Raw genomic sequence first — 25852 nt, forward strand, 5'->3', positions numbered from 1 at the left:
ACATGACGGTCCGACACCCCTTGTTGCTGGTCGATGATGACCGCGAGTTTGCCGAGGAATTTGCCGAGTTGCTTGATTGCTTCGGCTTTGAGGTGACGATTGCCGAACGGCTCGCCACAGCGCGTGCCGCGCTTGCCGACAAGTGCTTCCGTTTTGTAGTGGTTGATTTGGGGTTGGGTGACGAAAGCGGGCTGGCGCTGGCGCATGACCTGAAGGGAGCGTCGGATGTGCGCCTGTTGCTGCTGAGTGGCAGGCGGTTGACCGCAACTGAAGCGGCGGCCTTTCCCGAGGGGCCGCCAACGCTGTTGCTGAAGCCCGCTAGCGGATCGGAGATCGTCAAGGCGCTGGGCGTGGCCGCTGGCGATCCGTCCTGAGGCCGCACGGCCGGAGCGATCCGGCCTGAGCACGAACCACTGTAGCCATTGGCGGTTAGAGGCCTTGCCGGATCATGCTTCGGTCTATGTCCGCGACAGTGCGGATCCCGGTCAGGGCGAAAGCGGTCCTCATGTCGTTTTTCATGGCGGACAGCCATGTTTTCAGTCCGGCTTCGCCGCGTGCAGCGACGGCATAGACCCATGGTCGGCCAACCATCACCGCCTGCGCACCCAAAGCCAACGCCTTGACGACATCCTGCCCGTTACGCACGCCGCCGTCGACCAACAAGGTGCAGCGACCGGATACCGCCGCGGCGATTTCCGGCAGCACGGCTATTCCCGATGCAACACCATCCAGCTGTCGCCCGCCATGGTTGGAAACGATGATACCATCAGCCCCCTGATCAACCGCGTTGACCGCATCCTCTGCGTTGAGAATGCCCTTGAGCAATAGATGACCCTTCCAGACGGAACGCAGCCAAGCGATGTCGTTCCAGTCGGTTGAGGGATCAAACTGTTTGTCCACCCACGCCTTGAACTGGTTCGGACTGGCGGCACCAGGCACATAGGCGGCCAGATTGCCAAAGCTGTGGGGCGCACCGCGGATGCCGACATCCCACAACCAGCGAGGATGCATCAAATAGCTGCCCAGACCAGCACGAAAGCGTCCCAGTGCGCTGGTCCCGCCAGCCATTCCGTTGCGCACGTCACGATAACGGGCCCCGACCACGGGCAGGTCGACGGTAAAGGTCAGGGTGCGGACGCCGCTGGCCCATGCCCGGTCCAGCAGTTCCTGCACCACGCCGCGATCGCGCAACATATAGAGCTGGAACCAGATCGGTCGGCCCGAAACCGCGCTGACCTCTTCGACCGAACAAATGCCCACGGTTGACAGGCACATATCAATGCCTGCCGCGTCGGCGGCCCGCTTGGCCAGCACTTCCGCGCGGCGAGCCATCATGCCGCCCATGCCAATGGGTGCCAGAACCACCGGCATGTCCAGATGCGTGCCGAACAGATCGACCCCGGTGTCGATCGCCGACACGTCCCGCAACACTCGCTGTTCCAGCTGAATGGCGCGAAAATCAGCCTCGTTGCGTTGCAGGCTGACCTCTTCACCGGCGGCGCCGTCGAGATAGTCGAACAGGAAAGTAGGCAGGCGCCTTTGCGCTTCCCTGCGATAGTCCGACACTGTGGCCGGTACGAGGATTGGCGGCGGCATTGATTGTCCCGGATCAGATGATGGCTTCGATCAAGCGCGGCCCCTTATGGGCCAGTGCATCGGTGAGCGCGTCTGTCAGTTCAGCAGCAGTTGTGACCCGCACGGCAGGCACGCCCATTCCCTGAGAGATTGATACCCAGTCCAGCACCGGGTCGCGAAGGCTGAGCATGGACAGGGCCTTTGGTCCCGGATTTTGCACGCCGACCCGTGACAATTCGATATTGAGGATGGCGTATGAACCATTGTTGAGGATGATCGTGGTCACATCCAGCTGTTCGCGGGCCATCGTCCAAAGCGCCTGACAGGTGTACATGCCGCTGCCATCTGCCTGGAGTGCCAGTACCTTGCGATCGGGACAGGCCACGGCGGCACCTATGGCAACGGGTAACCCCTGACCGATGGCCCCGCCGGTCAGGGTCATCCAGTCGTGCGGCGCCGCACCGGCTGACATGGGGAAAGTCGCCAGTCCTGCTGTTGCGGCTTCATCCGAGACTATCGCATTGTCTGGCAACAAGGCGGCGACAATGGCACCGAGATTCATGGCGTTCAGCGGACCGTCCATTACGGGTGGCGTGCCGGGGGCCTGAACCAGCGCAGGCTCCGCGGGCGCGTTGAGTGCTTCAGCAAGAGCTGTCAAGGCGCCCAGTGAATCCTCGCGCTTCGATGCCAGGCGAACCAGCTGCGCATCCGGTGGTGAGAGCCAGCTGGGCTTTTCCGGATAGGCGAAGAAGGAGACAGGCGGTTCGGCGCCGACAAAGATGATTGTCTCGAAATCCTTGAGATAATCGGCGGCCTGCTCGCCAAAATAGGGGAGTCGCTCCACCGCAACCCGGCCTGCACCGCGTTCCATCCGAGCAGGAAATGTCTCGCAGATCAGCCGCGCGCCGGTGGCAGCGGCAATGCGTCCTGCCTGATGCAGGGCGTCGGCGCGCAGTGCCCTGCCACCAAGAAACAGAGCCTTGGCGCCTGTGGCACTCTTCAGGGCGTCGGCGGCCTGCATGACAATATCTACCGGCACGGCGGGAACGACGGGCATGGGGTGGGGTGCTGCTGCTGCTGACCCTTCGGTCCAGGCATGATCGGCAGGAATGATGAGGGACGCGACCGCGCCCGGATAGTGCATGGCCGCGGCATAGGCGGCTGCCCCGGCTTGCGGAAGGTCGCGTGAGGATCGTGCGGTGCAAACCCAATCTGACATCGGTCCGGCAACGCCGGCGGCGTCTGATGTCAGTGGCGCATCGTGATGCAGATGATACGTCGCATGATCACCGATCAGATTGATGACCGGAGAGGCCGCCCGACGGGCATTGTGCAGGTTGGCAAGGCCATTGCCGAGGCCTGGGCCAAGGTGCAGCAAAGTGGCTGCGGGCTTGTCAGCCATCCGCCCGTAGCCGTCCGCCGCGCCGGTCACCACCCCTTCGAAGAGGCCCAAGATGGGCCGGATACCGGTATGGCTGTCAAGCGCGGCGACCAGCTGCATTTCGGATGTGCCGGGGTTGGCGAAACATATTTCCACCCCGCACTGCCGCAAGGTTTCGATCAGTGCCTCCGCGCCGTTCATTCTCTCTCTCCCGTTCATCTTTCAACCGAGGTTCCAGCATAGCGTTCCTGTGTCAATCTGCTTGTGGGCAGATCCGGGCTCTGGGGCGGATTGGTCGTTTGTGATCGAGGGAATTGATTAGCCTGACCATAATATAAGATTAGCCTAAATTAGAAAAATAGCATATTAGGATTTCAGCCAATCAAGGAGGCCTTAATGTCTGATCCCGCTACCCCTGCCGCCATGCCGCGCATCAACGAACCTGCACCCGAGTTCAACGCAAAGACCACGCATGGTCAGCGATCGCTTGCTGACTATCGTGGCAAATGGTTGATCCTCTTTTCCCATCCGGCTGACTTTACGCCAGTTTGCACAACCGAGTTCATGGGCTTTGCCCGCCATGCTGATGAATTCGCCGCGATGAATACCGAACTGCTCGGCCTGTCGATCGATTCCAACTATGCCCACATTGCCTGGGTGCGTTCGATCAAGGAAAAATTCGGTGTCGAGATACCCTTCCCCATCATCGAGGATATTTCGATGAAGGTGGCCACCGCATACGGCATGGTCCATCCGGGTGCCTCTGACACCCAGGCTGTGCGCGCCACTTTCTTCATTGACCCCGAAGGCACGTTGCGGGCGATGGTCTATTACCCCATGTCCAATGGTCGTTCGATCGCCGAATTTGTCCGGTTGATGCAGGCACTGCAGACGGCCGATGCCAACAAGATTGCCACGCCGGAAGGATGGCAGCCGGGCGACAAGGTCATTGTGCCGCCGCCGCAGACCGCGCCCGCAGCCGACGCCCGCGCCGGCGAAGGCTATGATTATGTGGATTGGTATTTCAGCACCAAGTCCCTGTGATCAAGATGAGGCAACCGGTGGCGTCCCACGCCGCCGGTTGTGTCGCTGGTGTGATCGCGACTTGATCGTCGTCCCTTCGGAGTGGGGCCTAATTGTCGATCAGTGTGTCCAGTGTCTGACCCATCAGCTGGCGCGTTTCCTCCGGTGCGTCATAGGCCAACTGCATGACGCTAACCGCTATGTCTGATTCAACAATCGCTGCTTCATTGTCTGCCTGGCCCGGGCCGGGTTCGCGGTTGGAACGGCCGATGGCGACACCGGGCTGGGCCGGGCCTTCCTGTTCTCCATTGGGGTTCGGTCGGCGCATATCCGTCACAAACCGCACGTCATAGCGGATGTAACTGCCGATCCGGCTCATCCGCCATCTGGCGTTGGCCAGTTGATCTGGGAAATTGACGTTGAGGGCGACACCAGAGGGCAACAGGCGTCCGCCGCCGGACGATAGTTCGAGTTGATCGAGCAACCGGACGGTGAGCGTGGCCACTTCAACAGACTGGGGGTTGACCAGATCAGCGCCACTGGCTGTGTGTTCGCCTGCGCTCAACGCGATCGCGGGAATGTCCCGGATCATTGCAAACTGAGCGTTGCTCACGGTGCCCGAGCTGATCACGATGCTGCCGGCATTCTGGCCGATATTCGGTCCCGAAAGAACGATGTCGGGCGGTCCTCCCCATCGGGATTGCGCGACGACATCAATGCCATAGAGCATCGCCATCACTGGCGTACCCGCGACATAGTAAAAGTCCGGACCGAGCCCCGGGCGCGTCATTGGTCCGGCACCGGGGGCTCCCACTTCCGCCGCGTCATTGGCGCAATTTTCCGTCAATGGCGCAATCGGCCTAAGGAAGCGCATGGCCCCTCCCATGCCGCTTTGCTGCGAGCATGGGACCGCAACAATCACATCATGGCCTTCCGCCTTGAGGCGATCATAGAGGGCTTTGACGTTCGCGGTCAGGCCGTCATCGTTGGTCAGGACAATGTTTCGTGCTTCTGCCGGGGCAGCGGCACCCAATGCCACTGCCCCGGCGAACATCAGCATGCGTATGTGCACCCTGCCAGCCCCGATCAGAACCTGATCCGCGCCTGCACACCGTAGGTGCGCGGATCATTGTAGATCGTCGACGTCTGGCGGGTGGCCACACGGAAGTCGAAATAGTTGTACGTCACATTGGTAAGGTTCTTGGCCCAAAGAGCCACTTCCAATGTGCCCCCTGCCATGGCGATGTCGCCCAGCGTCAGGCGGCCGTTGATCAGGAAGGCGCTATCCGCCTTGTAGGTGACGGTGTTGTTGGCGATGTAATCGCCGGCGGTATTTGCATCGAAATGCAGCCGCAGTTCACCAAAGGACAAGGGTGGGAAGGTATAGTCAAAGGTGAAAGTTGCGGCATGCTCCGGGGTGAACGCCGAGCTGACCTGCTGGATCACACCCGAGAAAATGTTGCGCACCGGTGTCGATGGAGCGTCGGTGTAAACATAATTCATCCCGAGTATCAGATTGCGTACCGGAGCAAGTGTAACGTCCAGCTCCACACCGCGGATGCGGCGGGTTTCCGGGGCATTCACGGTTTCTGTATTGGACACGAAGGCCGGGTTGATGAAGTCAACCTGCTGATTCGAAAGATGACTGGTATAGGCCGCCAGGTTGAACCGGGCGCGACGGTCGAACAGGTCGGCCTTGATGCCGGCTTCCCAGGCGAGCAATTCTTCTTCGCCAAAGGGCCGCAGGATAGACGAGCGGGTGTTCGCCCCGCCGGCGCGATAGGCCCGGCTGAGCTTCATATAGGCGTTGACGTCGTCATTGATGTCATAGGCGACGGTCAGCATCGGATCGATGCGGCTCGAACTGAATTCGAAATTGAGGTTGGGGTTCACTCCGCGGATGGCGGTCAGCAGACCCTCCTTGCTGTCATCCGTGTAGCGCAGGCCGGCGGTCACATGCAGGCCGTCAACCGCCTCGGGCGACCAGGTAAACTGGCCGAAAAGTGCGGTCGATCGGACATTGACCCGCGCGGCACGGTCAGGAATCGCGGCGCCACCATCAGCTATAGGTTGCGGAAACAGCACCACGCCGGTGTTTGTCGCGTTCAGGCGCCCGGCCGAATAGACGATGGCTTCGTCCGCGCCATCCTCGTCGAAATAATAGCCGCCGACGACATAGGTGAATTCGCCCACTTCACCGAGCAGCTGGATTTCCTGACTGAATTGGCTCTGATCCACCAGCGCATAGCTCAAGCGCCCAAATGTGCGGTTGGGTCCCCAGGAGGTGACTGCGCCAGTGTCCTGATCCCACTGCACCGAGTTGAGTTCGCGCCATGCGGTAATGGAACGCAGCGTCAGATTATCGGTCAGGTCCAATTCGGCCAGCAGGGAATGGCCACTGGCGCGTTGCGGATTGCGCAGTACCGGAACCCCGATCCGGCCCGTGCGCACCCGGCCCTCACGCAGGGTGATGAAGCTGGGCCTGACTGCAGCCGCCTGATCCGTCGCCGTGATGTCGCTGTAGGCGCTGGTGGAATCATCATATGACCGGTCATAGGAATACAGCAGGGACAGTCCGTCCATCGGTTCCCAAAGGGCGCTGACCTTGAACCCATATTTGCGGATTTCCCCGTAATCGAGGAAATTGGGATCCGGGTTGAGGACCAGGCCTCCCCGGTCGCTATACAGACCGTCGATCTTGATCGCGACCCCGCCGATGCTCGGCAGGTTGAGATGCGCGGCAACCATGCGGCTGTCGTAATTGCCGATCCCGCCGCGCATATCCAGGCCGAACTCGCCCGTCGGTCGCCGGGTCACCACGCTGACTGCTCCGCCGATCGTGTTCCGACCGAACAATGTTCCTTGCGGTCCGCGGAGCACTTCGATGCGCTCGATATCGGACAATTCCATACCAAGGCCCGAAACGCGTCCCATATAGACGCTGTCCACATAAATGCCGACGGTGGGGTCGCGCGTCACCTGGGTCGCATCGACCGGGACCAATCCGCGCATCCCGATCGTCACGGCCGACGCACGGCCCAGGAAGGGTGAGATACGAAGCGACGGGAGGCTGCCGGTGAACAGGTCGCTCAGCGAGTTGACACCGCGCTGTTCGAGCGCGCCCGCGTCAAGCGCGACAATCGAGATCGGTGTGTCCTGGAGATTTTCCTCGCGCTTCTGCGCGGTGACGACAATGTCGCCAATGCCTTCGAACTCGGCTTCGCTGTCGGTGTCCTGGGCCATGGCGGGCGTGGCGAGTGCCAGAGAGCTGACGCCTAGAGCCAGCGCCGCGATCAATGTACGTGAAGTGTCAAACCTGTTCATGCCAATGTCCTCTCTCCTGAACACCAATGTGCTGGCCAACCCGGCCAGACAGTGACCGCGCAAGGGAGGGGGGGCGGCCAAGAACATGCCGCCGTCTGGCCAAAAATATCAGGTTTTCGCCCCGTCATTCATAAGCCAGCCACCCTCCCTAAGTGGCCGTGCCAGACAGTCCGGGAAAGTTTCGCCTTTCCTCGAATCGCCAAGCTGGAGGGAAAGGTGGACGGCACAAATGTTTGGGTCAACAAATTTGTCTCATTGAACAGGATCATGTCCCGTTATACGGGACAAACTGGCAGTTGGCCGCCCTCTCGGGCCAAGGTCCGATCCAGTGTCATGCGATTCACACGTTTGTCACAATCGGCGTTCTTTGATTGAGCCATCGTCGAAACCAGGTTTGTAATGTTGGGGGAATGGTCTGTGGCAATGGTCCCAAGTCAGGACGGCGCGAGCAAAAGGGAGCCGATGCGACCCGTGGGTCTTGCCTTGGCGGTGGTGGAGCGGGTGGCCGAAGCGCAGCCAATCGGCGCCAGTGATTTGGCCAGGCGGATGGACCTGCCGAAGGCGACGGTGCACAGGGTGCTTCTGGCCCTGGAGGCTTATGGATGGCTGGAACGCGATGGCGGAGTCCGGCCACGCTGGTCAGTGACTGTCAGGCCTATTTCCATTGCCGGGCGAGCCATTGAGCACAAGAGCGGCCTTCGCACCGCAGCCCTCTCAATTATGGATGCCCTGCGTGCAGAGACGGGGGAAACAGTGCATCTGGGCCTGTTGCAGGGCGAGAAAATCCTGCTGATCGAGCGCATTGACGGCGTAAAGAGCGTCAACATCTTCCTGCCGGTTGGAACGAGCTGGGATTTGACCTGGTCGAGCGGAGGCAAGGCGGTTCTGGCCCATATGCCAGCCGATCAGCTGGCGGTTTTCATGCAGTCGCCTCGATACAGGAGAAAGTCGGAAACGGATGTCATCCCCCCCGAGGAACTGGCGGCCGAACTGGCGCAGATACGGCGACAGGGCTTTGCAATTTCAGTCGGGGGCGGGGCGTCTTTCAGCAGTAGCGTGGGAGCCCCTATCTTTGACAGTCAGGGTTGCGCGCTGGCTGGCCTGTCGATCAGCGGTGCGGCCAACCGCTTGCGGGAACGACAGCTGATGGAGCTGGCCCCGCGGGTGGTCGAAGCCGCACGGCGGATCAACATAGGCATGGCCCTGCAAACATAGTCCTCCCGCGGCTGCAGCCGATGGCTGCGCAGTCTTGAGTGGGAACTGGCGATGTGGCCGGCGGTGCGATGGGCATGCGCCTCGACAATCATCCCTGGCGCGGCGGCAGTTGGGACACGGAAAGGAGCATGACGGATTTGGTCCGGTCGGTCCCTCGTTGGTCACGCCGGAGGAGATTGACCGTGCCCGCAGTTTGCCAAGGCACCTCTCTCAAAGGCTGGCAGGTTGATGCAGGACGGTAACACTGCAGACATGATCTTTGGGGTTGCCGAACAGGTGGCTTATGTCAGCGCGCTTGTGCACGCTGATGCCCGGCAACAAGAGCTGGCTCATAAATGATGCCCAATTCGTTGTCAGACTCGGGCATGCAGTCAACCCATAACCTTTAATTATGATTACCAATTAAATTTGTGCCGTCCTTGGCGTTGGCTATCGGGCAAAAGACTGCGACTATCCGATAGTGGACAGGCGCGCGGCTTGCGCGAATTCCGGGGGAAATTACAGATGGCACTTTCACGGACGACAACCCGATTGCAGCTGTTGGCAGGCGCTTCGATCCTCGCGGCCTGTCCAACAATTGCATGGGCTCAGGCAACGGATGCGAATGCCGCGGCTGGAGCAGAGGGTGCAGGCGACATTGTGGTTGTCGGCTCGCGGATCGAAGGGGCGCGGGTCACGGGCGCACTGCCGGTATCGGTACTTGACGCCGAACGGATTGCGGCCACCGGCGGCATATCCGGTGATGAATTGTTCCGGTCCGTTCCCCAGGCGGGCGATGTGCAATTCCAGGAAGCCCGGACGACAGGCAATCTCAACGACGCGCGTGGCGACAATGCCTCGATCAACCTGCGCAGCGTCGGCACCGGCAATACGTTGGTGCTGCTCAACGGGCGCAGGATGATCCTGACGCCGGGCACCCAGACCGAGAATTTTGTGCCGGTACAGACGGCCAATACCAATTCTTTGCCGATTGGCGCCACCCGTCGGGTGGAAATCCTGCGTGATGGTGCCGCCGCCATTTATGGCGCTGATGCTGTCGCTGGCGTGGTCAACGTTGTGCTTGATGACCGTTTCGAGGGCATCCGGCTCGATGGCCGTTATGGTTTCGCGGATGGAACCAGCGAATATACGGTAGCCGCGAAAGCTGGCTTTGCGACTGAATCCGGCGGTCGCTTCATGGTCTTTGGCAGCTATACACATCGCACACCATTGTTCACCAGCGAACGCGATTTTGCGGTCAGCGAGGATCATCGCCCCGCGCTGATCGGCACGCCTTGGGAGGGTGACACATCCTTCGACAACCGGTCCACATCCTCGCCATGGGGCAGTTTTACAACTGTGCCGGTCACCGCTGTCCGGCAAGGCACAACCGCCCTGACAACATCTGGCGTGTTTCACATTGAACCTACCAGCAACACGGCGGCAGGTTGCTCCAGCACGGTCATCAATGGCAATTTGTGCCTTCGCAGCGGGACGATCACAGGCGCCAACAGCCGCGTTCTGCGCTATGACGAGAATCCGGACAGGACCATTCGCGGCGAGCTCGACCGGATCAATTTGTACAGCACCTTCAGCCAGGAATTGGGTGCGGTCGAACTGTTTGGCGAACTGGGCTATTATCATGCCGAACTGACTGGCCAGCGTGAACAGTCGGCACCGATTTCCAGCGCGCCGATCATCATTCCTGCCAGCAACTATTATAACCCTTTTGGCGCCGCTACCATCAACGGAGTGGCCAACCCGAACCGGCTGGCTGGCCTGACCAATGTGCCCGCGGGCGGGCTGGCGCTGCGTATCACGACATATCGCCCTGTGGATACGGGACCGCGAACCTTCACGGTCACTGATGACATGGTCCGCAGCTTGCTCGGCCTGCGCGGTGAAATGGGCAAGTTCAAATGGGAGTCCGCGTTTACCTATTCCTGGGCACGCACCGAAGACCACACGCGAAATGCCATCAGCAACACACTGTTCCAGCGGGCATTGGCACTGTCCACGCCCGACGCCTATAACCCGTTCAATGGCGGTAATCAGACCAGCTATTCGCTGGGGGACACAACGCCGAGCAATCCGGCAACAATCAACTCGTTCCTGATTGATGTGTACCGGATCGGCAAGACGTCTTTGGCAACGTGGGACGCGCGCATCTCGACACCTGATCTGCTGACGACGTCGGCCGGTGATGTCGGCTTCGCCAGCGGTGTCGAGATCCGCCGCGAGACCTATAATGACAACCGCGATGACCGGCTGGATGGGACCACAACCTACACTGATATGGTGTCGGGGATCACGTATGGCACGGATGTCATGGGGGCGAGTCCGGCCCCGGATGTCTCGGCCCGCAGGACGGTGCTGTCAGCCTATGCCGAATTGGCCATTCCACTCGTCTCGCCTGACATGAACGTTCCTCTTGTCCAAGCTTTTGATGTGCAGCTGGCGGTGCGCGACGAACATTATTCGGATTTTGGCAATGTCCTGAAATCGAAGGTCGCGGCGGCTTGGGAAGTGATGGATGGCGTGCGGTTCCGCTCGTCATGGTCGCAAAGTTTCCGGGCGCCCAACCTCGCCCAATTCTATAGCGCCGGGACACAAGTCGCCAATACCCGCACCGATTTCGCGCAGTGCCGGATCAACGGGACGCCGTGCAGCGGCGTCTCCACCCTGGAAGTTCGCGCCGGAAACCAGGATTTGGGTCCGGAAGATGCGGAAACCTTGTCCTTTGGCGCGGTGGTCCAGCCGATCCGTAACCTGACTCTGACCGTGGATTGGTGGCAGCTGGATTCGGAAGGCGTTATTGGCCTGCAAGGTGCCCAGAACCAGATCTTGTTCGATCTGCTCGAACGGCAAAGCGGTCGGAGCAACCCGAATGTGGTCCGTGCCGCACCGGTCGGGACACAGATCGTCGGCGATCTGCAGTTTGTTCAGGATAACTATTTCAACCTTGGCCCGCGCAGGTTGCGCGGTCTCGATTTTGCGCTGAACTATCGACTGCGCAACACGCCCCTGGGCACATTTGAAATAGACTTGGCTGCTTCCAAGCTCTTGCGCTTCCAGCAGTCACCATCCGAACTGCAATCGACCCTGATCGCCGCCAATGCTGCCGGCACGCTGGGCACAGGCATTACCATCACACAGGCCGGCAGCCAGATTGCGGTCAATGGCAATCCTCGCTGGCGGATGTCGGGCAACCTCAGCTGGCGGTCGGGACCGTTCAGCGCCGGGGTGTTGGTGAACCATGTCGGCCCGGTCTTTGATACAGGGACAGCACGGGTCAACGGCCAATTCTATGAGCTGGACAGCTATACGACGGTCAATGCCTATGTGCAGTTCCGCGCGGGTGATGATGCGGGTATCCTGTCAGGCACACGTCTGCGGGTCGGTGCACGCAACCTGTTTGACCAGCGTCCGCCCTTGGCCTCGACCAACTATGGCTTCCTCGGGTCGTTGCATGATGGCGTTGGACGGTTTGTCTATTTCCAGCTGTCGCGGGATTTCTGATCATAGTTTCGGATCGCAATTCAAGGGTAGCGGCGTGTGTTCCACGCCGCTAGTTCCTGCCAATGCGGCTGAGACAAATTGAAGTATTCCATGCGGTCTATTCGAATGGCTCGATAAGCGCTGCGGCGCGTTCGCTGCACGTTTCGCAGCCGGCTGTAAGCAAGGTCCTGCGCCACACGGAAAGCCAGTTGGGAATCCGGCTGTTCGAGCTTGTTCGCGGCAGGCTTGTGCCCACTGACGAGGCCCATGCCTTGTTTCGGGAGGTTGATGAGGTCTTCCAGCGCATTTCGTCCCTGCAACTGGCCACATCCAATCTCAGGAAATCCGGTGCCGGGCACTTGAGAGTCGGTGCAGTGCCCTCGCTAGGCCTCGATATAGTGCCTGCCGCCGTCGCAGGTTTTCGTGCCCAGCATCCGGACGTCACCTTTGATATCAAGACTCTGCACCATCATGACATGCTGCGCGCGCTCTATGAGCGTGAATGTGATTTGGCGATTGCTTATGCGCCTCCCGTTCAGCCCCGTCTGGAGCAACAGTTGCTCACGCAGGCACAGCTTGTGCTGGTCGCTCCGCGCGGCCGGTTTGACAGTGGTGACGGGCTTGTGGACCTGACGCGGCTCGATGGCATTGACATGATAGGTGTGACGACCAGCGGACCGATTGGTGCCATTGTAGCTGACGCCCTTGCCCTCGCCCAAGTTGAACCGCGAGAGGTGGCCTCCGTGTCCACTTATTATGTCGCCGCTGCACTGGTTCGGCATGGTGTAGGCGTGGCCATCATGGACGAATATACCGGGCGTGCGATGGCAAACCAATCGATCGACGTCTTGCCGCTGTCTCCAGCCACGCCCTTCGGCGTCCATGCGGTGTGGCTGGAAGACCGGCCATTGTCGAAATTGGGTGTTCGCTTCGTCAAGTTGGTCCAGCGGATCCTCAATCAGCAGACCGCCCGATGAGCGGACCGTCCGGCTGGCTCCCATAAAAGAAGGTTATGCAAAGCCCACCATTTTATGTGGGGGGTGCCCTTGCCTCGTGACGGGGCGAGCGTAGCATTGCGGGATGTACTTGTCCCCGTTGCCTCACGCTCAGATTCATACCTCTGGACGATCTTCCCGCTCAGTCATTGTCATTGGTGCGGGAGTGGTTGGCATGGCTACGGCCTATTGCCTGGCACGTGACGGACTGGCGGTGACAATCATTGATCGCAACCTGTCGCCAGGCATGGGTGCCTCGTTCGCCAATGGCGCCCAGCTAAGCTATGTCTACACCGATGCGTTGGCCAATCCGGCGTTGATCAAGCATTTGCCTGCTCTTGCACTGGGGCTCGATCCGGCTTTTCGTTTGCGACCGTCCTTTGACCCCAGTCAGATTGGCTGGCTTTTGACGTTTCTGCGCAACGCGACCCAGGCTCGGTTCGAGGCCAACACCTTGGCCGGACTGGAATTGGGATTGCAATCGCGGTTGGCGATGCACGCCCTGCTTGAACGACACCCGCTCGATTTTCATCACCGACAGGCAGGCAAGCTCCATATTCACCAGGATCAGGGGGCTTTCGCCAGTGCCGCCCGGATGGTGGAGCTCAAGCGCCGCCATGGTGCGATGCAGGAGGTGTTGAGCGACGCGGACGCAAGGGCAATCGAACCGGCACTGGCCGGACGACAGGCGCCGATTGCCGGTGCGATATTCTCCCCACAGGAGGAGGTGGGCGACCCCCATCTGTTCTGTGCCGCCATGAATGAAGTACTGACCCGTGACTATGGCGTCGTCAGCCGCCTTGGCTCGACCGTGATGCAACTGTCAGACGATGGTAATGCGGCGCAACTGATGCTGGATAGTGGAGAGGTGTTGACGGCGGGCCATGTTGTTGTTTGTGCCGGTATCGATGCAAAGTCTCTCCTTTCCCCTCTGGGTGTTCGTTCCGGCTTGATGGGAATGAAGGGCTATTCATTCAATGCTCCCGCAGGAGCGATAGCCCCTGTGCACAGCATCACCGATGTGGCTCGCAAAATGGTATTCTGCTGCTTGGACGACACTGTTCGCGTGGCAGGATTGGCGGAGCTGGGGCGTATGGATACGCGGCTTGCTGCTGATCAGGTGCGGGCGCTCAAAGCAGGCGCCGAAGAGGCATTGCCGGGCGCGGCTGATTATCGACGGGCACGTGGGGAATGGGCCGGTATCCGGCCGATGTCGCCCACATCCTTGCCGGATATTCGCCAGGTCAGCGGGCGTGTGTCGATCAACATCGGTCACGGCATGTTGGGATGGACATTTGCCATGGGATCAGCCGAACGTATCGCCAAACAATTGCTGCAGGGAGTCTCGGCATGACCAAGAGGATCAGGATGATTGCCAGACTTTGGTTGATGATCGCCGCCATGCTGGCGGGCAACATGCAGCCGCTCGCGGCACAACAGCGGCAATTGCTCGAATATCCGAGTATCCATTCGCCTGTAGTCGGCGAGCAGGGCATGGTGGTGTCGCAGAATGCGCTGGCGTCGCAGGCGGGTGCCGAGATTATCCGGCGCGGCGGCAATGCGATTGATGCAGCCGTGGCCATGGGTTTTGTCCTTGCGGTCACGCTGCCGCGTGCGGGCAATATCGGCGGAGACGGCTTTATGCTGGTCCATGATGCCGCGACTGGCCAGGACGTGATCTTTGATTTCCGTTCAGTGGCACCACGCACGGCCACCTTGTCAATGTTTGTCGACAATCAGGGGCGTGAAGCGGCGGTGGCTACCCGTGGCTATCTGGCGCCCGCCGTGCCGGGCACGGTCGCTGGTCTGTACATGGCGCATCAGCGTTATGGGCGGCTGCCCTGGGCCGAGGTCGTCGCGCCCGCGATTGCGCTCGCGCGGGACGGCGTCAGGTTGACGCCTGACGAGGCCTTCGTCTTTGGTTGGGGGCGGGAGCGATTGTCGACCAGTACAGCGGCAAGGGCGACTTTCTATAAGCCTGACGGGTCACTTTACCGGGCAGGGGAAGTGGTGCGGCAGCCCGATCTGGCATGGACCTTGCGCCAGATTGCGCGGCGCGGCGCCGACGGCTTCTATCGCGGACCGGTTGCACAACGGATCGCCGCCGACATGGCCGCCAATGGAGGGCTGATAACGCTGGAGGATCTTGCATCCTATCGGGCGGTTGAACGGAGGCCCTTGCGCGGGACATATCGCGGGATGGAGGTGGTCACGGCTCCACCGGCCAGCGCCGGTGGGGCGACTTTGCTCAACATGCTCAACATTCTTGAACATTTCGATCTGGCGCAAAGCGGTGCCGGATCGGCGCAATCGCTGCACATCATGGCCGAAGCCATGAAACTGGGGTATCTCGACCGCTACCGCTTCCTTGGTGATACCGACTTTGTGTCCACACCATTGGCCGGGTTCATCTCGAAATCCTATGCTGCGGAACGAGCGCAGCTGATCAATCCGGCCATGGCCACGCCTGTGGCGACCATGGGCACCGGCGATCCTCTGGCCCATGAAAGCCCTTCGACGACCCATTATTCGGTCGCGGATGCACAGGGTAATGTGGTTTCGACGACCTATACATTGGGTGCGGATTTCGGCTCAGGGGTGATGATCGCCGGAACCGGCATTTTGCTCAACAACCAGATGAACAATTTTGACCACAGTGGCGCTGCGGCTGCCCTGCGAGACGGCCTGCCAATGCCACCCAATGCCATGGCTCCTGGAAAGCGCATGTTGTCCACCATGATGCCCACTTTTGTGATGAAGGACGGGCGCCCATGGCTGGTCACCGGGACGCCCGGTGGCAGCACGATCATCGACACGGTGTTGCAGATCATCGTCAATGTCGTAGATTTCCGCCTGAATGTTGACGAGGCCACCCATCAACCACGTATTTTCCAGGAAGCGCGTGACGTCTTGCGGGTCGAACCCAATTTCAATCCTGACACGGTGCGCTTGCTGACAGCGATGGGTCACAGGATCACGTCGGATCAAACGATGGGCAGTGCGCAATCGATCATGATCGCGGATGGACTTTATCTCGGTGCTGCCGACCCACGGCGACCTGGCGCCCTTGCGGTTGCTCCATGATGTGGACCGGATGGCATTTGCGTATCAGGTCTGCCGGGCTTGGCGTGGCGCTGTTTGCCATGCTGGGCAATCTGCTTCCAGCCATGGCTTTGGCCGGTCCGTCGCGCCCCGAGCCGCGGCCCATGGTTATTTCGGCCGCGCATCCACTGGCAGTCGAAGCCGGCATGGAGGTGCTTCGTCGCGGCGGGGACGCGGTTGATGCCGCCATTGCGGTTCAGGCAATGCTCAGCCTTGTCGAACCGCAAAGTTCGGGGCTGGGTGGTGGCGCTTTCATGCTGCGCTATGACGGGACAACGCACCGGGTTTCTGCTTATGACGGGCGGGAAACAGCACCGGCAGGTGCCAGCCCGACCATGTTCCTTGGCGACGATGGTCAGCCGCTGACGCGCGGCATCGCGATGACATCAGGCCGTGCCACCGGAGTGCCCGGGGTGGTCGCCATGCTGGGCCTGGCGCATCAACAGCACGGGCGATTGCCGTGGTCGAGCCTGTTCGAGAGCACGGCGTCGCGTGCTGATGCGGGTTTTGCGGTTTCCCAGCGCTTGGCCCGCTTTGTCCGTGGCCCGTTTGCACAAAATCGCATGGCTGACGTGCAGGCATATTTTACCCGCCCAGATGGGCAGTTGATCGACGTTGGCGACACGCTGCGCAATCCCGCCTATGCTGCCTTCGTCCGCGAATTGGCGGTGCGCGGGCCACGCTGGTTCTATGAAGATGAGGTTGCATCGGCCATTGTCGCGCGAACAAGTGCGGCGCCGATCCCGGGTGCCCTATCAGTAACCGACATCGCCGCCTATCGGCCACAACAGCGTGAAGCCCTGTGCGCGCCCTATCGCGTTTATCGCCTGTGCACCATGCCGCCGCCATCAAGCGGCGTTGGCCTGTTGCAAATGATGCAGATGCTGGAACGCACACGCATCGCCCGTTTGGGACCGGACAATCCCCAGGCCTGGTATCTGTTCGCAGAGGCTAGCCGGTTGATGTATGCAGATCGCGATGCCTATGTGGGGGACCCGGCGTTTGTTGATGTGCCTGTGGCGGGCCTGTTGGACCGCCAATATGTCGCCGCTCGCCGTGCCCTGATCGGGCCGCAAGCAGCTCCCGCCGTTGCTGCGGGTTCTCCGGTACGAACTTGGGTGCCATCAATCGACGCAACTGTTGAACCTGCCGGGACTTCGCATTTCGTCATCCACGACAGCCATGGCAACGCCGTGTCGATGACGACGACAGTTGAGAGTTTCTTTGGCAGCGGTCGTATGGTCCACGGTTTTTTCCTCAACAACCAAATGACCGATTTTTCGTTCCTGCCGACCGGAGCGAATGCCATTGCACCAGGCAAGCGCCCGCGGTCATCCATGGCGCCTGTCCTGATCCTTGATCGGCGCGGACGCCTTTTGGGCGCCCTGGGTTCGCCGGGCGGCAATGCGATCCCGGCCTATGTTGGCAAGACATTGATTGGCGTGCTGGACTGGCATTTGCCCATGCAACAGGCGGTGGACCTACCCAATCTGATCGCGCGACCTGCCGCCATCAGCGGGGAAACGACCCGCATGCCGCCGGGCATGGTAGATGCCCTGGCACAGCGCGGCATTCGGATTCAGCCGGTGAATGGTGAAGACTCGGGGCTCCATGGCTTTTTCTGGCGTGATGGCCACTGGGATGCCGCAGCTGACAGTCGTCGCGATGGTAGTGTAGCGCAGCATCGCCAAGGCCGCTGACTGGGCGACCAATTTCGCGAGTTGTCGCCGCAAAATTCGGCTAAAGCGACCTGTTCGATCACGCCCAGTCGACCCGGCTATGGACTGCGTAGCAGCGATGACCCCTACAGACTTGGCCTTCCAGGCACTGCTTCAATGCGGGCGTGCTGCCAGACCAGTGCATTGAGCCATGAGGTTACAGCGCCTGCAGCACCGCGTCCTTCCACTCGGGCCGGCAGATGAGAAGGTCGGGGATATATGTGTCCCGCTGGTTATAGACCAACGGGCTGCCATCGACCCGTGAACAGTGCAGACCATAGGCTGAAGCCACGGCGACAGGGGCACAACTGTCCCATTCATATTGGCCGCCGGTGTGGAGGTAGATTTCCGCTTCGCCACGCACGACTGCCATGGCCTTCGCGCCGGCGCTGCCCATGGGGATAAGTTCTGCGCTTAGCGCGTTGGCTACCGCAACCGCTTCCGCTGCCGGACGCGTGCGGCTCACCACCATGCGTGGTCGCACCGGCGCCTTTGGCAGGGCGGGGCATTGGTCACTGCGCAGGACAAGGCCGAGGCCGGGGAGGGCGACGGCGCCAATGCTGGCCTTGCCATCGACCGCCAAGGCCACGTGAACGGCCCAGTCGGTGCGTTCTTCGCCATATTCGCGGGTGCCGTCCACAGGGTCGATGATCCAGACCCGCTTGCTGGTCAGCCGGTCGGCATTGTCCTTTTCCTCTTCCGACAGCAAGCCATCATCCGGCCGTTGCTCACGCAGGGCATGAACAAGAAACTGGTTTGCCGTCGCATCGCCAGCAGCGCCCAGCTTCTTCATATTCAACAGGCCGGATGACCGAACCTCCAAAAGAATGCGTCCGGCAGCCTCTGCGAGTTGGGCAGCCAGTTCGGCATCGGTCAGGCTCATACGGGTTGTCCTTACTTCAGCGGGAGCAGGTTGCGGATGATGTGATCAGCGGCCTCTTCGGGAGTCATGTCAATGGTGTTCACCCGGATTTCCGGTGACAGCGGCGGCTCGTACGGGCTGTCTATGCCGGTGAAATTCTTGAGCTGACCTGACCGGGCCTTTTTGTAGAGGCCCTTGACGTCGCGAGCCTCTGCGACATCCAGGGGTGTGTCGACAAATATCTCGATGAACTCGCCTTCAGGCAGCATGGATCGCACCAACTCCCGTTCCGCCCGGAACGGGCTGATAAACGCGGTCAGCACGATAAGTCCCGCATCAGCCATCAACTTGGCAACCTCACCGACCCGGCGGATATTCTCGATGCGGTCGGCTTCGGTGAACCCGAGATCACGGTTGAGGCCGTGGCGGACATTATCGCCGTCGAGGAGGAAGGTGTGACGGTTCATCAACGCCAATCGCTTTTCAACCTCATTGGCGATAGTCGATTTGCCCGAGCCTGACAGGCCCGTGAACCACAGCACCTTTGGCGTTTGATTCTTGAGCGCCGCATGATGCTCGCGACTCACATCGGTCGGCTGCCAATGGACGTTCTGGGCCCGGCGCAAGCTGAAATGGATCATCCCCGCGGCGGCTGTCGCATTGGTGATTTTGTCGATCAGGATGAAGCCGCCGAGGGTGCGATTGCCGGCATAGGGTTCAAAGACAATCGGCTTGTCGGTGGCCAGTTCGGCGACGCCGATGGCATTGAGATCCAACGTTTTGACCGCCAGATGCTCCATCGTGTTGACGTTTATGGCATATTTGGGCTGCTGGACGGTCGCCGAGACAATCTGTGTACCCAGTTTCAGCCAATAGGCGCGGCCGGGTAACATGGCTTCGTCATTGAGCCAGACGATTGTGGCCTCAAACTGGTCGGCGGCCTCTGGCGGATTATCGGCAGCCGACAGCACATTGCCACGCGAACAATCAATCTCGTCGGCCAGACACAAGGTGACCGACTGGCCCGCGACTGCTTCCTCGAGATCGCCGCCGAGAGTGACTATGCGCGATATTGTTGAGGTCTTGCCGGACGGCAGCACGCGGACATGCGCGCCATGCTTTATGCGACCGGAGGCAATCTGGCCCGAAAAGCCGCGGAAATCGAGATTGGGCCGGTTGACCCATTGTACCGGCATGCGGAACGGCTTTTCGGCCTCGGCCGCCGACAACATTTCAACAGTCTCCAGATGTTCAACCAGCGTGGCGCCTTGATACCAGGGAGTGTTGAGCGAGCGCGCGGTAATATTGTCGCCCTTGAAGCCCGAGATGGGCAGGGCGGTGAAGCTGTCGATGCCGATGCTTTTGGCGAAGGTGCCATAGTCGGCGACGATGGCATCGTAGCGCGCCTGATCATAGTCGATCAGGTCCATCTTGTTGACCGCCAGCACGATGTTGCGGATGCCGATCAGGTGACAGAGATAGCTGTGCCGCCTTGTCTGGACGAGGACGCCTTTGCGCGCATCGATCAGGATTACCGCGAGGTCGGCGGTCGACGCACCCGTGATCATGTTGCGGGTATATTGTTCGTGCCCCGGGCAATCGGCGACGATGAATTTGCGCTTTTCGGTACTGAAAAAGCGATAGGCCACATCGATGGTAATGCCCTGTTCGCGCTCGGCGGCGAGGCCATCGACCAGCAGGGCAAAGTCAATCTCCTGCCCCTGTGTGCCGACCTTTTTGCTGTCATTTTCGAGCGCAGCCAGTTGATCCTCAAAGATCATCTTGCTGTCATATAGCAATCGACCGATCAGGGTGGACTTGCCATCGTCGACACTGCCGCAGGTGATGAAGCGAAGCATCGATTTATGCTCATGCTGCGCCAGATAGGCGTCGATGTCTTCGGCGATCAGGGCCTCAGTCTGGTAGATGGGACCGGTCATCTCAGAAATATCCCTGCTGCTTTTTCACTTCCATTCCCGCACCGCCCGCATCCTTGTCGATGACACGACCCTGCCGCTCGCTGGTTGTGGTCAAGAGCGTTTCCTGAATGACATCGGCCAATGTGCTGGCCGTGCTTTCCACTGCGCCGGTCAACGGAAAGCACCCCAGCGTACGGAAACGGATCGACCGGTCAGTGATTTCAGGACGATAGCCGAGCACCTTTTCGAGCCGGGGGATGTCATCGGCCATGAACAGTTGGCCTTCCCATTCAAACGTCGGGCGTTCGGCAGCGAAATAGAGCGGCACAATCGGGACGTCGTTGAGGCGGATATATTGCCAGATGTCGAGTTCGGTCCAGTTGGAGATGGGGAACACCCGGATGCTCTCACCCTTGTTCTTGCGCGCATTGTAGAGGTTCCACAACTCAGGGCGCTGGTTCTTCGGGTCCCATCCATGGCTCGCAGTGCGAAACGAGAAAATGCGTTCCTTGGCGCGGCTTTTTTCCTCGTCGCGTCGGGCGCCACCAAAGGCAGCGTCAAAGCCATATTTGTCGAGCGCCTGCTTGAGTCCCTCGGTCTTCCACATGTCGGTGTGGAGCGCGCCATGGTCGAAGGGGTTGATACCCCGCTCTAGCGCTTCCGGATTCTGGTAGACGAGCAGTTCCATGCCGCTTTCGGCTGCCATCTTGTCCCGCAGTCCATACATGGCCTGAAACTTCCAGGTCGTGTCGACGTGCAGCAGAGGAAAGGGCGGTGACGAAGGGTAGAAGGCCTTGCGGGCGAGATGCAGCATCACCGCACTGTCCTTGCCCACCGAATAGAGCATCACGGGTCGCTCAGCCTCGGCGACAACCTCGCGCATGATGTGGATCGCTTCGGACTCGAGGCGTTCGAGATGGGTCAATCGCGCCTGTCCAATATCGCCCTGCATGGTGTCAGCCTTCCAATGCCCAGTGTTTTGATGGCAATTGAAGCAAATTCCTGCCATTGTACCTCCCATATGGGAGCAAAATGGCATGGCTTTCCAGCCCACCGATCAACGAGAACTGATCCTGCCCTTGCTGGCGGGCATTTACGAGACGCCGCCTTGGCACAGTTTCATGACCAATCTGGTCGCCCGTACCCATGCCCGACGTGCGTTCCTGCTGACCCGGGCGGCCGATGCCCCGACTGATCAGGGGCTGGTGATCCGCAGCTTCGCCGCGCCACGAGCCAATGCCGATGCTCCGCTGGATTACCGGCGAATCAGCGGGCTCGATCTGCTGCCCCTCGATCAGCTGCGGCCGGGCCGTGTCTACAGTCTCGAAGAGATGCTTGATTTCAGTGACGCGGCTTTGCTCGCCCACCAGCGGAGCGTCCTCGTGGCATCTGGTGTTCGCTATGGGCGATGGGTGCACATTTCCGCTGGCGTCGCTGATGCCTGGATCATCCTCACTCGCGAGCGCGAGGATTTTTCGGCCGCGGCTGTGGCTCTGCTGTCGTCGATGACGTCTCATTTCGCCGCCGCTCTCCTGGCCCAGGCCAAATTGTCGGAACAGAGGTTGCAAGCGGCCATGGCGCATCAGGCACTGGCCCGATTGGGGATCGGTCAGCTGGCCTTTGACCGTACTGGGCGAGTCCTGCTGGCCGATCCGCAGGCCGAAGCGATGCTGACCATAATTGATGATGGATCAGGCAGGCTCGGACGGAGGCTTCATCTCTTGCCAGAGGCCAGCCGGCAGTTTGCGGAAGCCTGCGCCGAGGTTGCGGACGCCGACAGTGGCAGTGCGGCGGTCGTGCCGCTTGATCCTTTGGGGGAGGCATGGCTGTTATTGCACAAGGCCAATCTGCCTGATGTGCAAACTATTGCATTGCCAGCAGTGATTGGCATCGTGCGGCGGCCGGTCGAGATCAACGACCGGTTCGCCAAGCCGGTGATTTCGTCGTTGTACGGCCTATCCGAGCGCGAGGCGGCGTTAGCCTGCGGCATGGCCAATGGTGGGACGATCACAGACACTGGTGCCGACCTGCGGTTGACCAAGGAAACCTCGCGCAACTACTCCAAGCGCATATATGGAAAGACCGGTACCAGCAGCCAGGCAGATTTGGTCAGAAAGCTCCTGATTGGTTTGCCGCCTCTCGCATAGGCAGATGACAATTGGCCAGTCATGCCGAGGCTGTTGCGATGGTGGCTTGGTTCAAGCGTCCGCCCTGGGTCGGCCATCTCTGCAAGACACCTGAGTCTCGCATGCTCGACGTCCCGCGTGGATCGCGTCACTGCGTGAGCCGACCGCAAGCTTGCGGTCGATTGACTTGATGTGGTTGCCCACCGTTGGCGGGGATATGCCCGGACGGTCAACCTATATGCATAGGGCAATTGCAAGGGTTCTGCGCATTTTGGTGCATGCGCAGGCTAGCGCGGCTGAGATTGAGGCCAAGGCGCGCGAGTGACCGGGGGTGCCTGCAGCGTATGGAATAGATCAGCGAGCGAGGCGTACCCTGGCCACAGCGGCGCAGGGTCGGTGAAACAGCGTGCGATGACGGCTCCGCGTCCGCGATTGGCCATCAGCGAAGTCAGTTCTGGTCCCAGCGGGTCATCGACAAAGCGCGCATCGGCAAGATGCCATAACCATGCATCGAAAGCCGCCACGATCGCCGGGCAATCCTTGCCTGCCTCCTGGCAGGCAAGTGCGGTATCGAGCCAACGTTGCGGGATCTTTTGCGTGCCGTCCATCGCGATCTGGGCCAAGCGATGACCAAGTGCCGGGTCGGCAAAGCGTTCGAGCAGCACATCGGCATAGGCGGTGAGGTCAAGGCCCTGCGTCTCGGGCACGCCGGGCAGCGCCTCAACACGCATGAGTTGATCAGCCATGTTTCGCAAGGCTGGATCGGCCATGGCTTCGTGGACAAAGCCATGGCCTGCGCGAAGGCCAGCATAAGCTATCAAAGAATGCGCGCCATTGAGCATCCGGAGCTTTGCGGTTTCAAAAGGCGCGACATCGCTGACGAACTGCACGCCATGGGCATCCCAGCCTGGCCGAGGTCCGGCGAAATCATCTTCGATGACCCACTGGCAGAAACCTTCTGTGAAGACTGCTCCTTGGTCCACCACCCCCATTTTGTCCGCAAGTGCTTCCCGCCGGGCAAGGTCAGCCCTCGGGACAATGCGGTCAACCATGGTTGATGGCACCCGGCATTCATTGGTGAACCAGTCGGCAAGATCAGGATCATGAGTGGTGCAATATTGCCCGAACAGATCGGCCAGCACACGGCCATTGGCTGCAAGATTGTCGCAACATAGCAGCGTAACACCGCCCGCGCCGCTTGCCATTCGCGCGGCAAGTCCGCGCGCCAGCAAGGGATAGAAGCTGAGTGCAACGCGGCTATGGTCGAGCGCTCCGTCGGCCTTTCGGCAATAGCCTTTTTCGGTAACGGTAAAGCTGACGATCCGGCAGGCCGGGTCGGCAATACGCGCAATGATCGCGTCGGCATCCACGCTGCCTTGCAGCACCTCGCGCACCGCTCCGATCAGCCGTGTAGCTTCGTCCGCGCCGGTGGTGATCGTGTAAAGCCCATCTTGTGGTTGCAATTGTTCCGAAACATCGCTGGATCGCAGCGAGACGCCGCAAATGGCCCAGTCGCGTTCGCCGGCATTCATTGCGCAATCCGCATACCATGCCTGATGCGCCCGGTGAAACGCGCCTATGCCGAAATGGACGATGCCGATGCGCTGCTGCCCTCGTTCATAGCGGAAGCGTGCAACCTCGGGTGGGAGGTTGGCGGCGGTGGAGTTTGACAGCCTCACAGCCGGTAGGCTGCCTTGGCGAGGTCATAGGCAAGGGCGCGGGCGATTTCGGCCGCCTCCCAATCCTCGATCCGATGTTCGGCGACGAGGCTGGCGAGGAAGCCGCAATCCATCCGTCGCGCAACATCGTGGCGTGCGGGTATCGAGAGAAAGGCCCGGGTGTCATCGTTGAAGCCGACGGTGTTGTAAAAGCCTGCGGTTTCGGTCGTCATCTGCCGGAATCGGCGCATGCCTTCCGGGCTGTCATGGAACCACCAAGCCGGGCCGAGCCTCAGGCACGGGTAATGCCCTGCCAAGGGTGCGAGTTCACGCGCATAGCTGCTCTCGTCAAGGGTGAAGAGGATGACTGTCAGGCCAGCCTCGTTGCCAACCCGGCCAAGCATGGGCTGGAGCGCGCGGACATAGTCGGTGGGCGTCGGTATATCCGCGCCCTTGTCACGACCGAAGCTGGTGAACAGCGCCGCGTTATGGTTGCGCAGGGATCCGGGGTGGATTTGCATCACGAGTCCGTCATCAAGGCTCATCAGCGCCATCTCGGTCAACATCTGGGCGCGGAACAGCTCGGCTTCGGCGGCGGTTGCTGCGCCAGTCTTGACCCGGTCAAACAAGCTCTCGGCTTCGTGCGGAGCCAGATCGGCGGTGGCTGCGCTGGGGTGGCCGTGATCAGTCGACGTCGCGCCGTGCGCCGCGAAAAAGGCACGGCGCTGGCGATGGGCCGCGAGATAGCCCTGCCAACTGCTGCAATCTTCCCCGGTAAGGGCGGCAAAGGTGGCCAGATGATCGGCAAAACCTTCGAACTCCGGATCGACCACAGGATCGGGACGATAGGCAGTGATCACCCGTCCGCTCCAGCCGCTGGTTGCGATTGCCCGGTGGTGTTCGAGGCTGTCGAGTGGACTTTCCGTGGTTGCTAGAACCTCGATTCCGAAGCGATCAAACAGGGCCCGGGGCCGGAAGGCATCCTGGCGGAGGGCTTCGGTGATGGTGTCGAAATAATGGTCGGCGGTGCCTGCATCCAGCCGTTCTTCAATACCAAAGACGTCGGCAAAGACCCAGTCAAGCCACATGCGCGAAGGCGTGCCCCGGAAAAGCTGATAGTTTTCGGCCAGGATACGCCACGCCGTCCGTGGGTCTGACGGATGCCCCCCAATACCCAGTGTCTCCAGCTTCACACCTTGCGAATAGAGCATCCGGTAAAGATAATGATCAGGCTGAAGCAGAAGTTCGGTCGCGTTGCCAAAAGGCGCATTGTCCGCAAACCACTGCGGGTCGGTATGACCATGCGGGCTGATGATCGGCAGATCCGCGACCTCGCGGTAGAGTTCGCGAGCGATGCTGCGCGTGACAGAATCCACGGGCAACAGGCGGTCGGGGTCGAGACGCAGCGGACGGGTCATCGGCAGGGCATTCCTCGGGATCGGCCAGCCCGCGTTCGCGCATCTCCCCTTGCTGGGCC

General features: G+C 60.5%; 20 protein-coding genes. 9 read left to right on the forward strand and 11 right to left on the reverse strand.

All coding sequences use genetic code 11. From position 1 onward, the window contains the following. The first annotated feature begins 2 nt into the window (after positions 1-2). Positions 3-374: a response regulator gene (locus tag GV829_RS09040; RefSeq protein ID WP_169945984.1), complete on the forward strand. Its 372-nt coding sequence runs from the start codon at positions 3-5 to the stop codon at positions 372-374. A 55-nt stretch (positions 375-429) separates the two neighbouring features. On the opposite strand, the gene GV829_RS09045 is transcribed toward GV829_RS09040, so the two are convergent. Together GV829_RS09045 and GV829_RS09050 are read right to left on the reverse strand one after the other, a co-directional pair. Continuing rightward, positions 430-1596 (reverse strand): L-lactate dehydrogenase, encoded by a 1167-nt coding sequence (locus GV829_RS09045; RefSeq protein WP_169945986.1) that lies wholly within the window; start codon positions 1594-1596, stop codon positions 430-432. A gap of 13 nt (positions 1597-1609) precedes the next feature. Continuing rightward, positions 1610-3157, reverse strand: coding sequence for an acetolactate synthase large subunit (locus GV829_RS09050; protein WP_169945988.1), 1548 nt, complete (start codon positions 3155-3157; stop codon positions 1610-1612). Between the two features lie 195 nt (positions 3158-3352). On the opposite strand from GV829_RS09050, the gene GV829_RS09055 reads away from it, so the two are divergent. Then, the gene (locus GV829_RS09055) at positions 3353-4000 is read left to right on the forward strand and encodes a peroxiredoxin (protein ID WP_169945990.1); all 648 of its coding nucleotides are present in this window, start codon (positions 3353-3355) and stop codon (positions 3998-4000) included. Between the two features lie 88 nt (positions 4001-4088). Here GV829_RS09055 and surE read toward each other — a convergent pair whose 3' ends face one another. Together surE and GV829_RS09065 are read right to left on the reverse strand one after the other, a co-directional pair. After that, on the reverse strand, positions 4089-5039 hold the full coding sequence (gene surE, locus GV829_RS09060) for a 5'/3'-nucleotidase SurE (protein ID WP_169945992.1): 951 nt from the start codon (positions 5037-5039) through the stop codon (positions 4089-4091). Positions 5040-5065: 26 nt separating this feature from the next. Continuing rightward, on the reverse strand, positions 5066-7303 hold the full coding sequence (locus GV829_RS09065) for a TonB-dependent receptor (RefSeq protein WP_169945994.1): 2238 nt from the start codon (positions 7301-7303) through the stop codon (positions 5066-5068). Positions 7304-7774: 471 nt separating this feature from the next. Between GV829_RS09065 and GV829_RS09070 the strand changes: the two genes are divergently transcribed. Then, entirely contained in the window at positions 7775-8518 is a 744-nt protein-coding gene (locus GV829_RS09070) for an IclR family transcriptional regulator (protein WP_169945996.1), read from the forward strand. A 210-nt stretch (positions 8519-8728) separates the two neighbouring features. Here the strand turns inward: GV829_RS09070 and GV829_RS14395 are convergent, their stop codons facing one another. Continuing rightward, positions 8729-8851, reverse strand: coding sequence for a hypothetical protein (locus tag GV829_RS14395; RefSeq protein WP_281356117.1), 123 nt, complete (start codon positions 8849-8851; stop codon positions 8729-8731). Positions 8852-9022: 171 nt separating this feature from the next. Here GV829_RS14395 and GV829_RS09075 point away from each other — a divergent pair, with 171 nt between their 5' ends. The 5 genes from GV829_RS09075 to ggt (GV829_RS09095) all read left to right on the forward strand — a co-directional run bounded on the left by GV829_RS09075 (position 9023) and on the right by ggt (GV829_RS09095) (position 17792). Continuing rightward, the gene (locus tag GV829_RS09075; RefSeq protein ID WP_169945998.1) at positions 9023-12016 is read left to right on the forward strand and encodes a TonB-dependent receptor domain-containing protein; all 2994 of its coding nucleotides are present in this window, start codon (positions 9023-9025) and stop codon (positions 12014-12016) included. 62 nt (positions 12017-12078) lie between these two features. Further along, positions 12079-12972, forward strand: coding sequence for a LysR family transcriptional regulator (locus GV829_RS09080; RefSeq protein WP_169946000.1), 894 nt, complete (start codon positions 12079-12081; stop codon positions 12970-12972). A gap of 103 nt (positions 12973-13075) precedes the next feature. Then, the gene (locus GV829_RS09085) at positions 13076-14344 is read left to right on the forward strand and encodes an FAD-dependent oxidoreductase (RefSeq protein ID WP_281356118.1); all 1269 of its coding nucleotides are present in this window, start codon (positions 13076-13078) and stop codon (positions 14342-14344) included. After that, on the forward strand, positions 14341-16074 hold the full coding sequence (gene ggt, locus GV829_RS09090) for a gamma-glutamyltransferase (RefSeq protein WP_246202797.1): 1734 nt from the start codon (positions 14341-14343) through the stop codon (positions 16072-16074). The genes GV829_RS09085 and ggt (GV829_RS09090) overlap by 4 nt, the downstream gene beginning before the upstream one ends. Further along, entirely contained in the window at positions 16071-17792 is a 1722-nt protein-coding gene (gene ggt / locus GV829_RS09095) for a gamma-glutamyltransferase (RefSeq protein ID WP_246202798.1), read from the forward strand. Before ggt (GV829_RS09090) ends, ggt (GV829_RS09095) begins: the two co-directional genes overlap by 4 nt. 175 nt (positions 17793-17967) lie before the next feature. Here ggt (GV829_RS09095) and GV829_RS09100 read toward each other — a convergent pair whose 3' ends face one another. From GV829_RS09100 to cysD, 3 genes are read right to left on the reverse strand one after another with little or no spacing between them, the layout of a single operon-like run. Further along, entirely contained in the window at positions 17968-18693 is a 726-nt protein-coding gene (locus GV829_RS09100; RefSeq protein ID WP_169946004.1) for a 3'(2'),5'-bisphosphate nucleotidase CysQ, read from the reverse strand. Positions 18694-18704: 11 nt separating this feature from the next. Next, entirely contained in the window at positions 18705-20612 is a 1908-nt protein-coding gene (gene cysN, locus GV829_RS09105; protein WP_169946006.1) for a sulfate adenylyltransferase subunit CysN, read from the reverse strand. Between the two features lies 1 nt (position 20613). Next, a complete protein-coding gene (gene cysD, locus GV829_RS09110; RefSeq protein WP_169946007.1) occupies positions 20614-21543 on the reverse strand; it encodes a sulfate adenylyltransferase subunit CysD in 930 nt (309 codons plus the stop codon). 85 nt (positions 21544-21628) lie between these two features. Here cysD and GV829_RS09115 point away from each other — a divergent pair, with 85 nt between their 5' ends. Then, positions 21629-22738 carry a helix-turn-helix transcriptional regulator gene (locus tag GV829_RS09115; protein ID WP_169946009.1) on the forward strand — a complete coding sequence of 370 codons (1110 nt, stop codon included), beginning with the start codon at positions 21629-21631 and terminating at the stop codon, positions 22736-22738. Between the two features lie 51 nt (positions 22739-22789). Here GV829_RS09115 and GV829_RS14445 read toward each other — a convergent pair whose 3' ends face one another. The 3 genes from GV829_RS14445 to uxaC form a co-directional block, all read right to left on the reverse strand. After that, complete coding sequence (locus tag GV829_RS14445) at positions 22790-22936, reverse strand: hypothetical protein (RefSeq protein WP_425505450.1); 147 nt, start codon at positions 22934-22936, stop codon at positions 22790-22792. A gap of 68 nt (positions 22937-23004) precedes the next feature. Further along, complete coding sequence (locus tag GV829_RS09120; protein WP_169946011.1) at positions 23005-24396, reverse strand: mannitol dehydrogenase family protein; 1392 nt, start codon at positions 24394-24396, stop codon at positions 23005-23007. Further along, complete coding sequence (gene uxaC, locus GV829_RS09125) at positions 24393-25793, reverse strand: glucuronate isomerase (RefSeq protein WP_169946013.1); 1401 nt, start codon at positions 25791-25793, stop codon at positions 24393-24395. The genes GV829_RS09120 and uxaC overlap by 4 nt, the downstream gene beginning before the upstream one ends. Between the last annotated feature and the right edge of the window lie 59 nt (positions 25794-25852).

Source organism: Sphingomonas lacunae, assembly GCF_012979535.1.
GTDB classification, from domain to species: domain Bacteria; phylum Pseudomonadota; class Alphaproteobacteria; order Sphingomonadales; family Sphingomonadaceae; genus Sphingopyxis; species Sphingopyxis lacunae.

Coding starts and splice junctions, on each gene's coding strand:
- ggt (WP_246202797.1), top strand. CDS start 14,341: ATGACCAAGAGGATCAGGATGATTGCCAGACTTTGGTTGATGATCGCC.
- GV829_RS09050 (WP_169945988.1), bottom strand. CDS start 3,157: ATGAACGGCGCGGAGGCACTGATCGAAACCTTGCGGCAGTGCGGGGTG.
- GV829_RS09045 (WP_169945986.1), bottom strand. CDS start 1,596: ATGCCGCCGCCAATCCTCGTACCGGCCACAGTGTCGGACTATCGCAGG.
- surE (WP_169945992.1), bottom strand. CDS start 5,039: ATGCTGATGTTCGCCGGGGCAGTGGCATTGGGTGCCGCTGCCCCGGCA.
- GV829_RS09085 (WP_281356118.1), top strand. CDS start 13,076: ATGTACTTGTCCCCGTTGCCTCACGCTCAGATTCATACCTCTGGACGA.
- GV829_RS09065 (WP_169945994.1), bottom strand. CDS start 7,303: ATGAACAGGTTTGACACTTCACGTACATTGATCGCGGCGCTGGCTCTA.
- uxaC (WP_169946013.1), bottom strand. CDS start 25,793: ATGACCCGTCCGCTGCGTCTCGACCCCGACCGCCTGTTGCCCGTGGAT.
- GV829_RS14395 (WP_281356117.1), bottom strand. CDS start 8,851: ATGAGCCAGCTCTTGTTGCCGGGCATCAGCGTGCACAAGCGCGCTGAC.
- GV829_RS09075 (WP_169945998.1), top strand. CDS start 9,023: ATGGCACTTTCACGGACGACAACCCGATTGCAGCTGTTGGCAGGCGCT.
- GV829_RS09115 (WP_169946009.1), top strand. CDS start 21,629: ATGGCTTTCCAGCCCACCGATCAACGAGAACTGATCCTGCCCTTGCTG.
- GV829_RS09040 (WP_169945984.1), top strand. CDS start 3: ATGACGGTCCGACACCCCTTGTTGCTGGTCGATGATGACCGCGAGTTT.
- ggt (WP_246202798.1), top strand. CDS start 16,071: ATGATGTGGACCGGATGGCATTTGCGTATCAGGTCTGCCGGGCTTGGC.
- cysD (WP_169946007.1), bottom strand. CDS start 21,543: ATGCAGGGCGATATTGGACAGGCGCGATTGACCCATCTCGAACGCCTC.
- GV829_RS09055 (WP_169945990.1), top strand. CDS start 3,353: ATGTCTGATCCCGCTACCCCTGCCGCCATGCCGCGCATCAACGAACCT.
- cysN (WP_169946006.1), bottom strand. CDS start 20,612: ATGACCGGTCCCATCTACCAGACTGAGGCCCTGATCGCCGAAGACATC.
- GV829_RS09080 (WP_169946000.1), top strand. CDS start 12,079: ATGCGGCTGAGACAAATTGAAGTATTCCATGCGGTCTATTCGAATGGC.
- GV829_RS09100 (WP_169946004.1), bottom strand. CDS start 18,693: ATGAGCCTGACCGATGCCGAACTGGCTGCCCAACTCGCAGAGGCTGCC.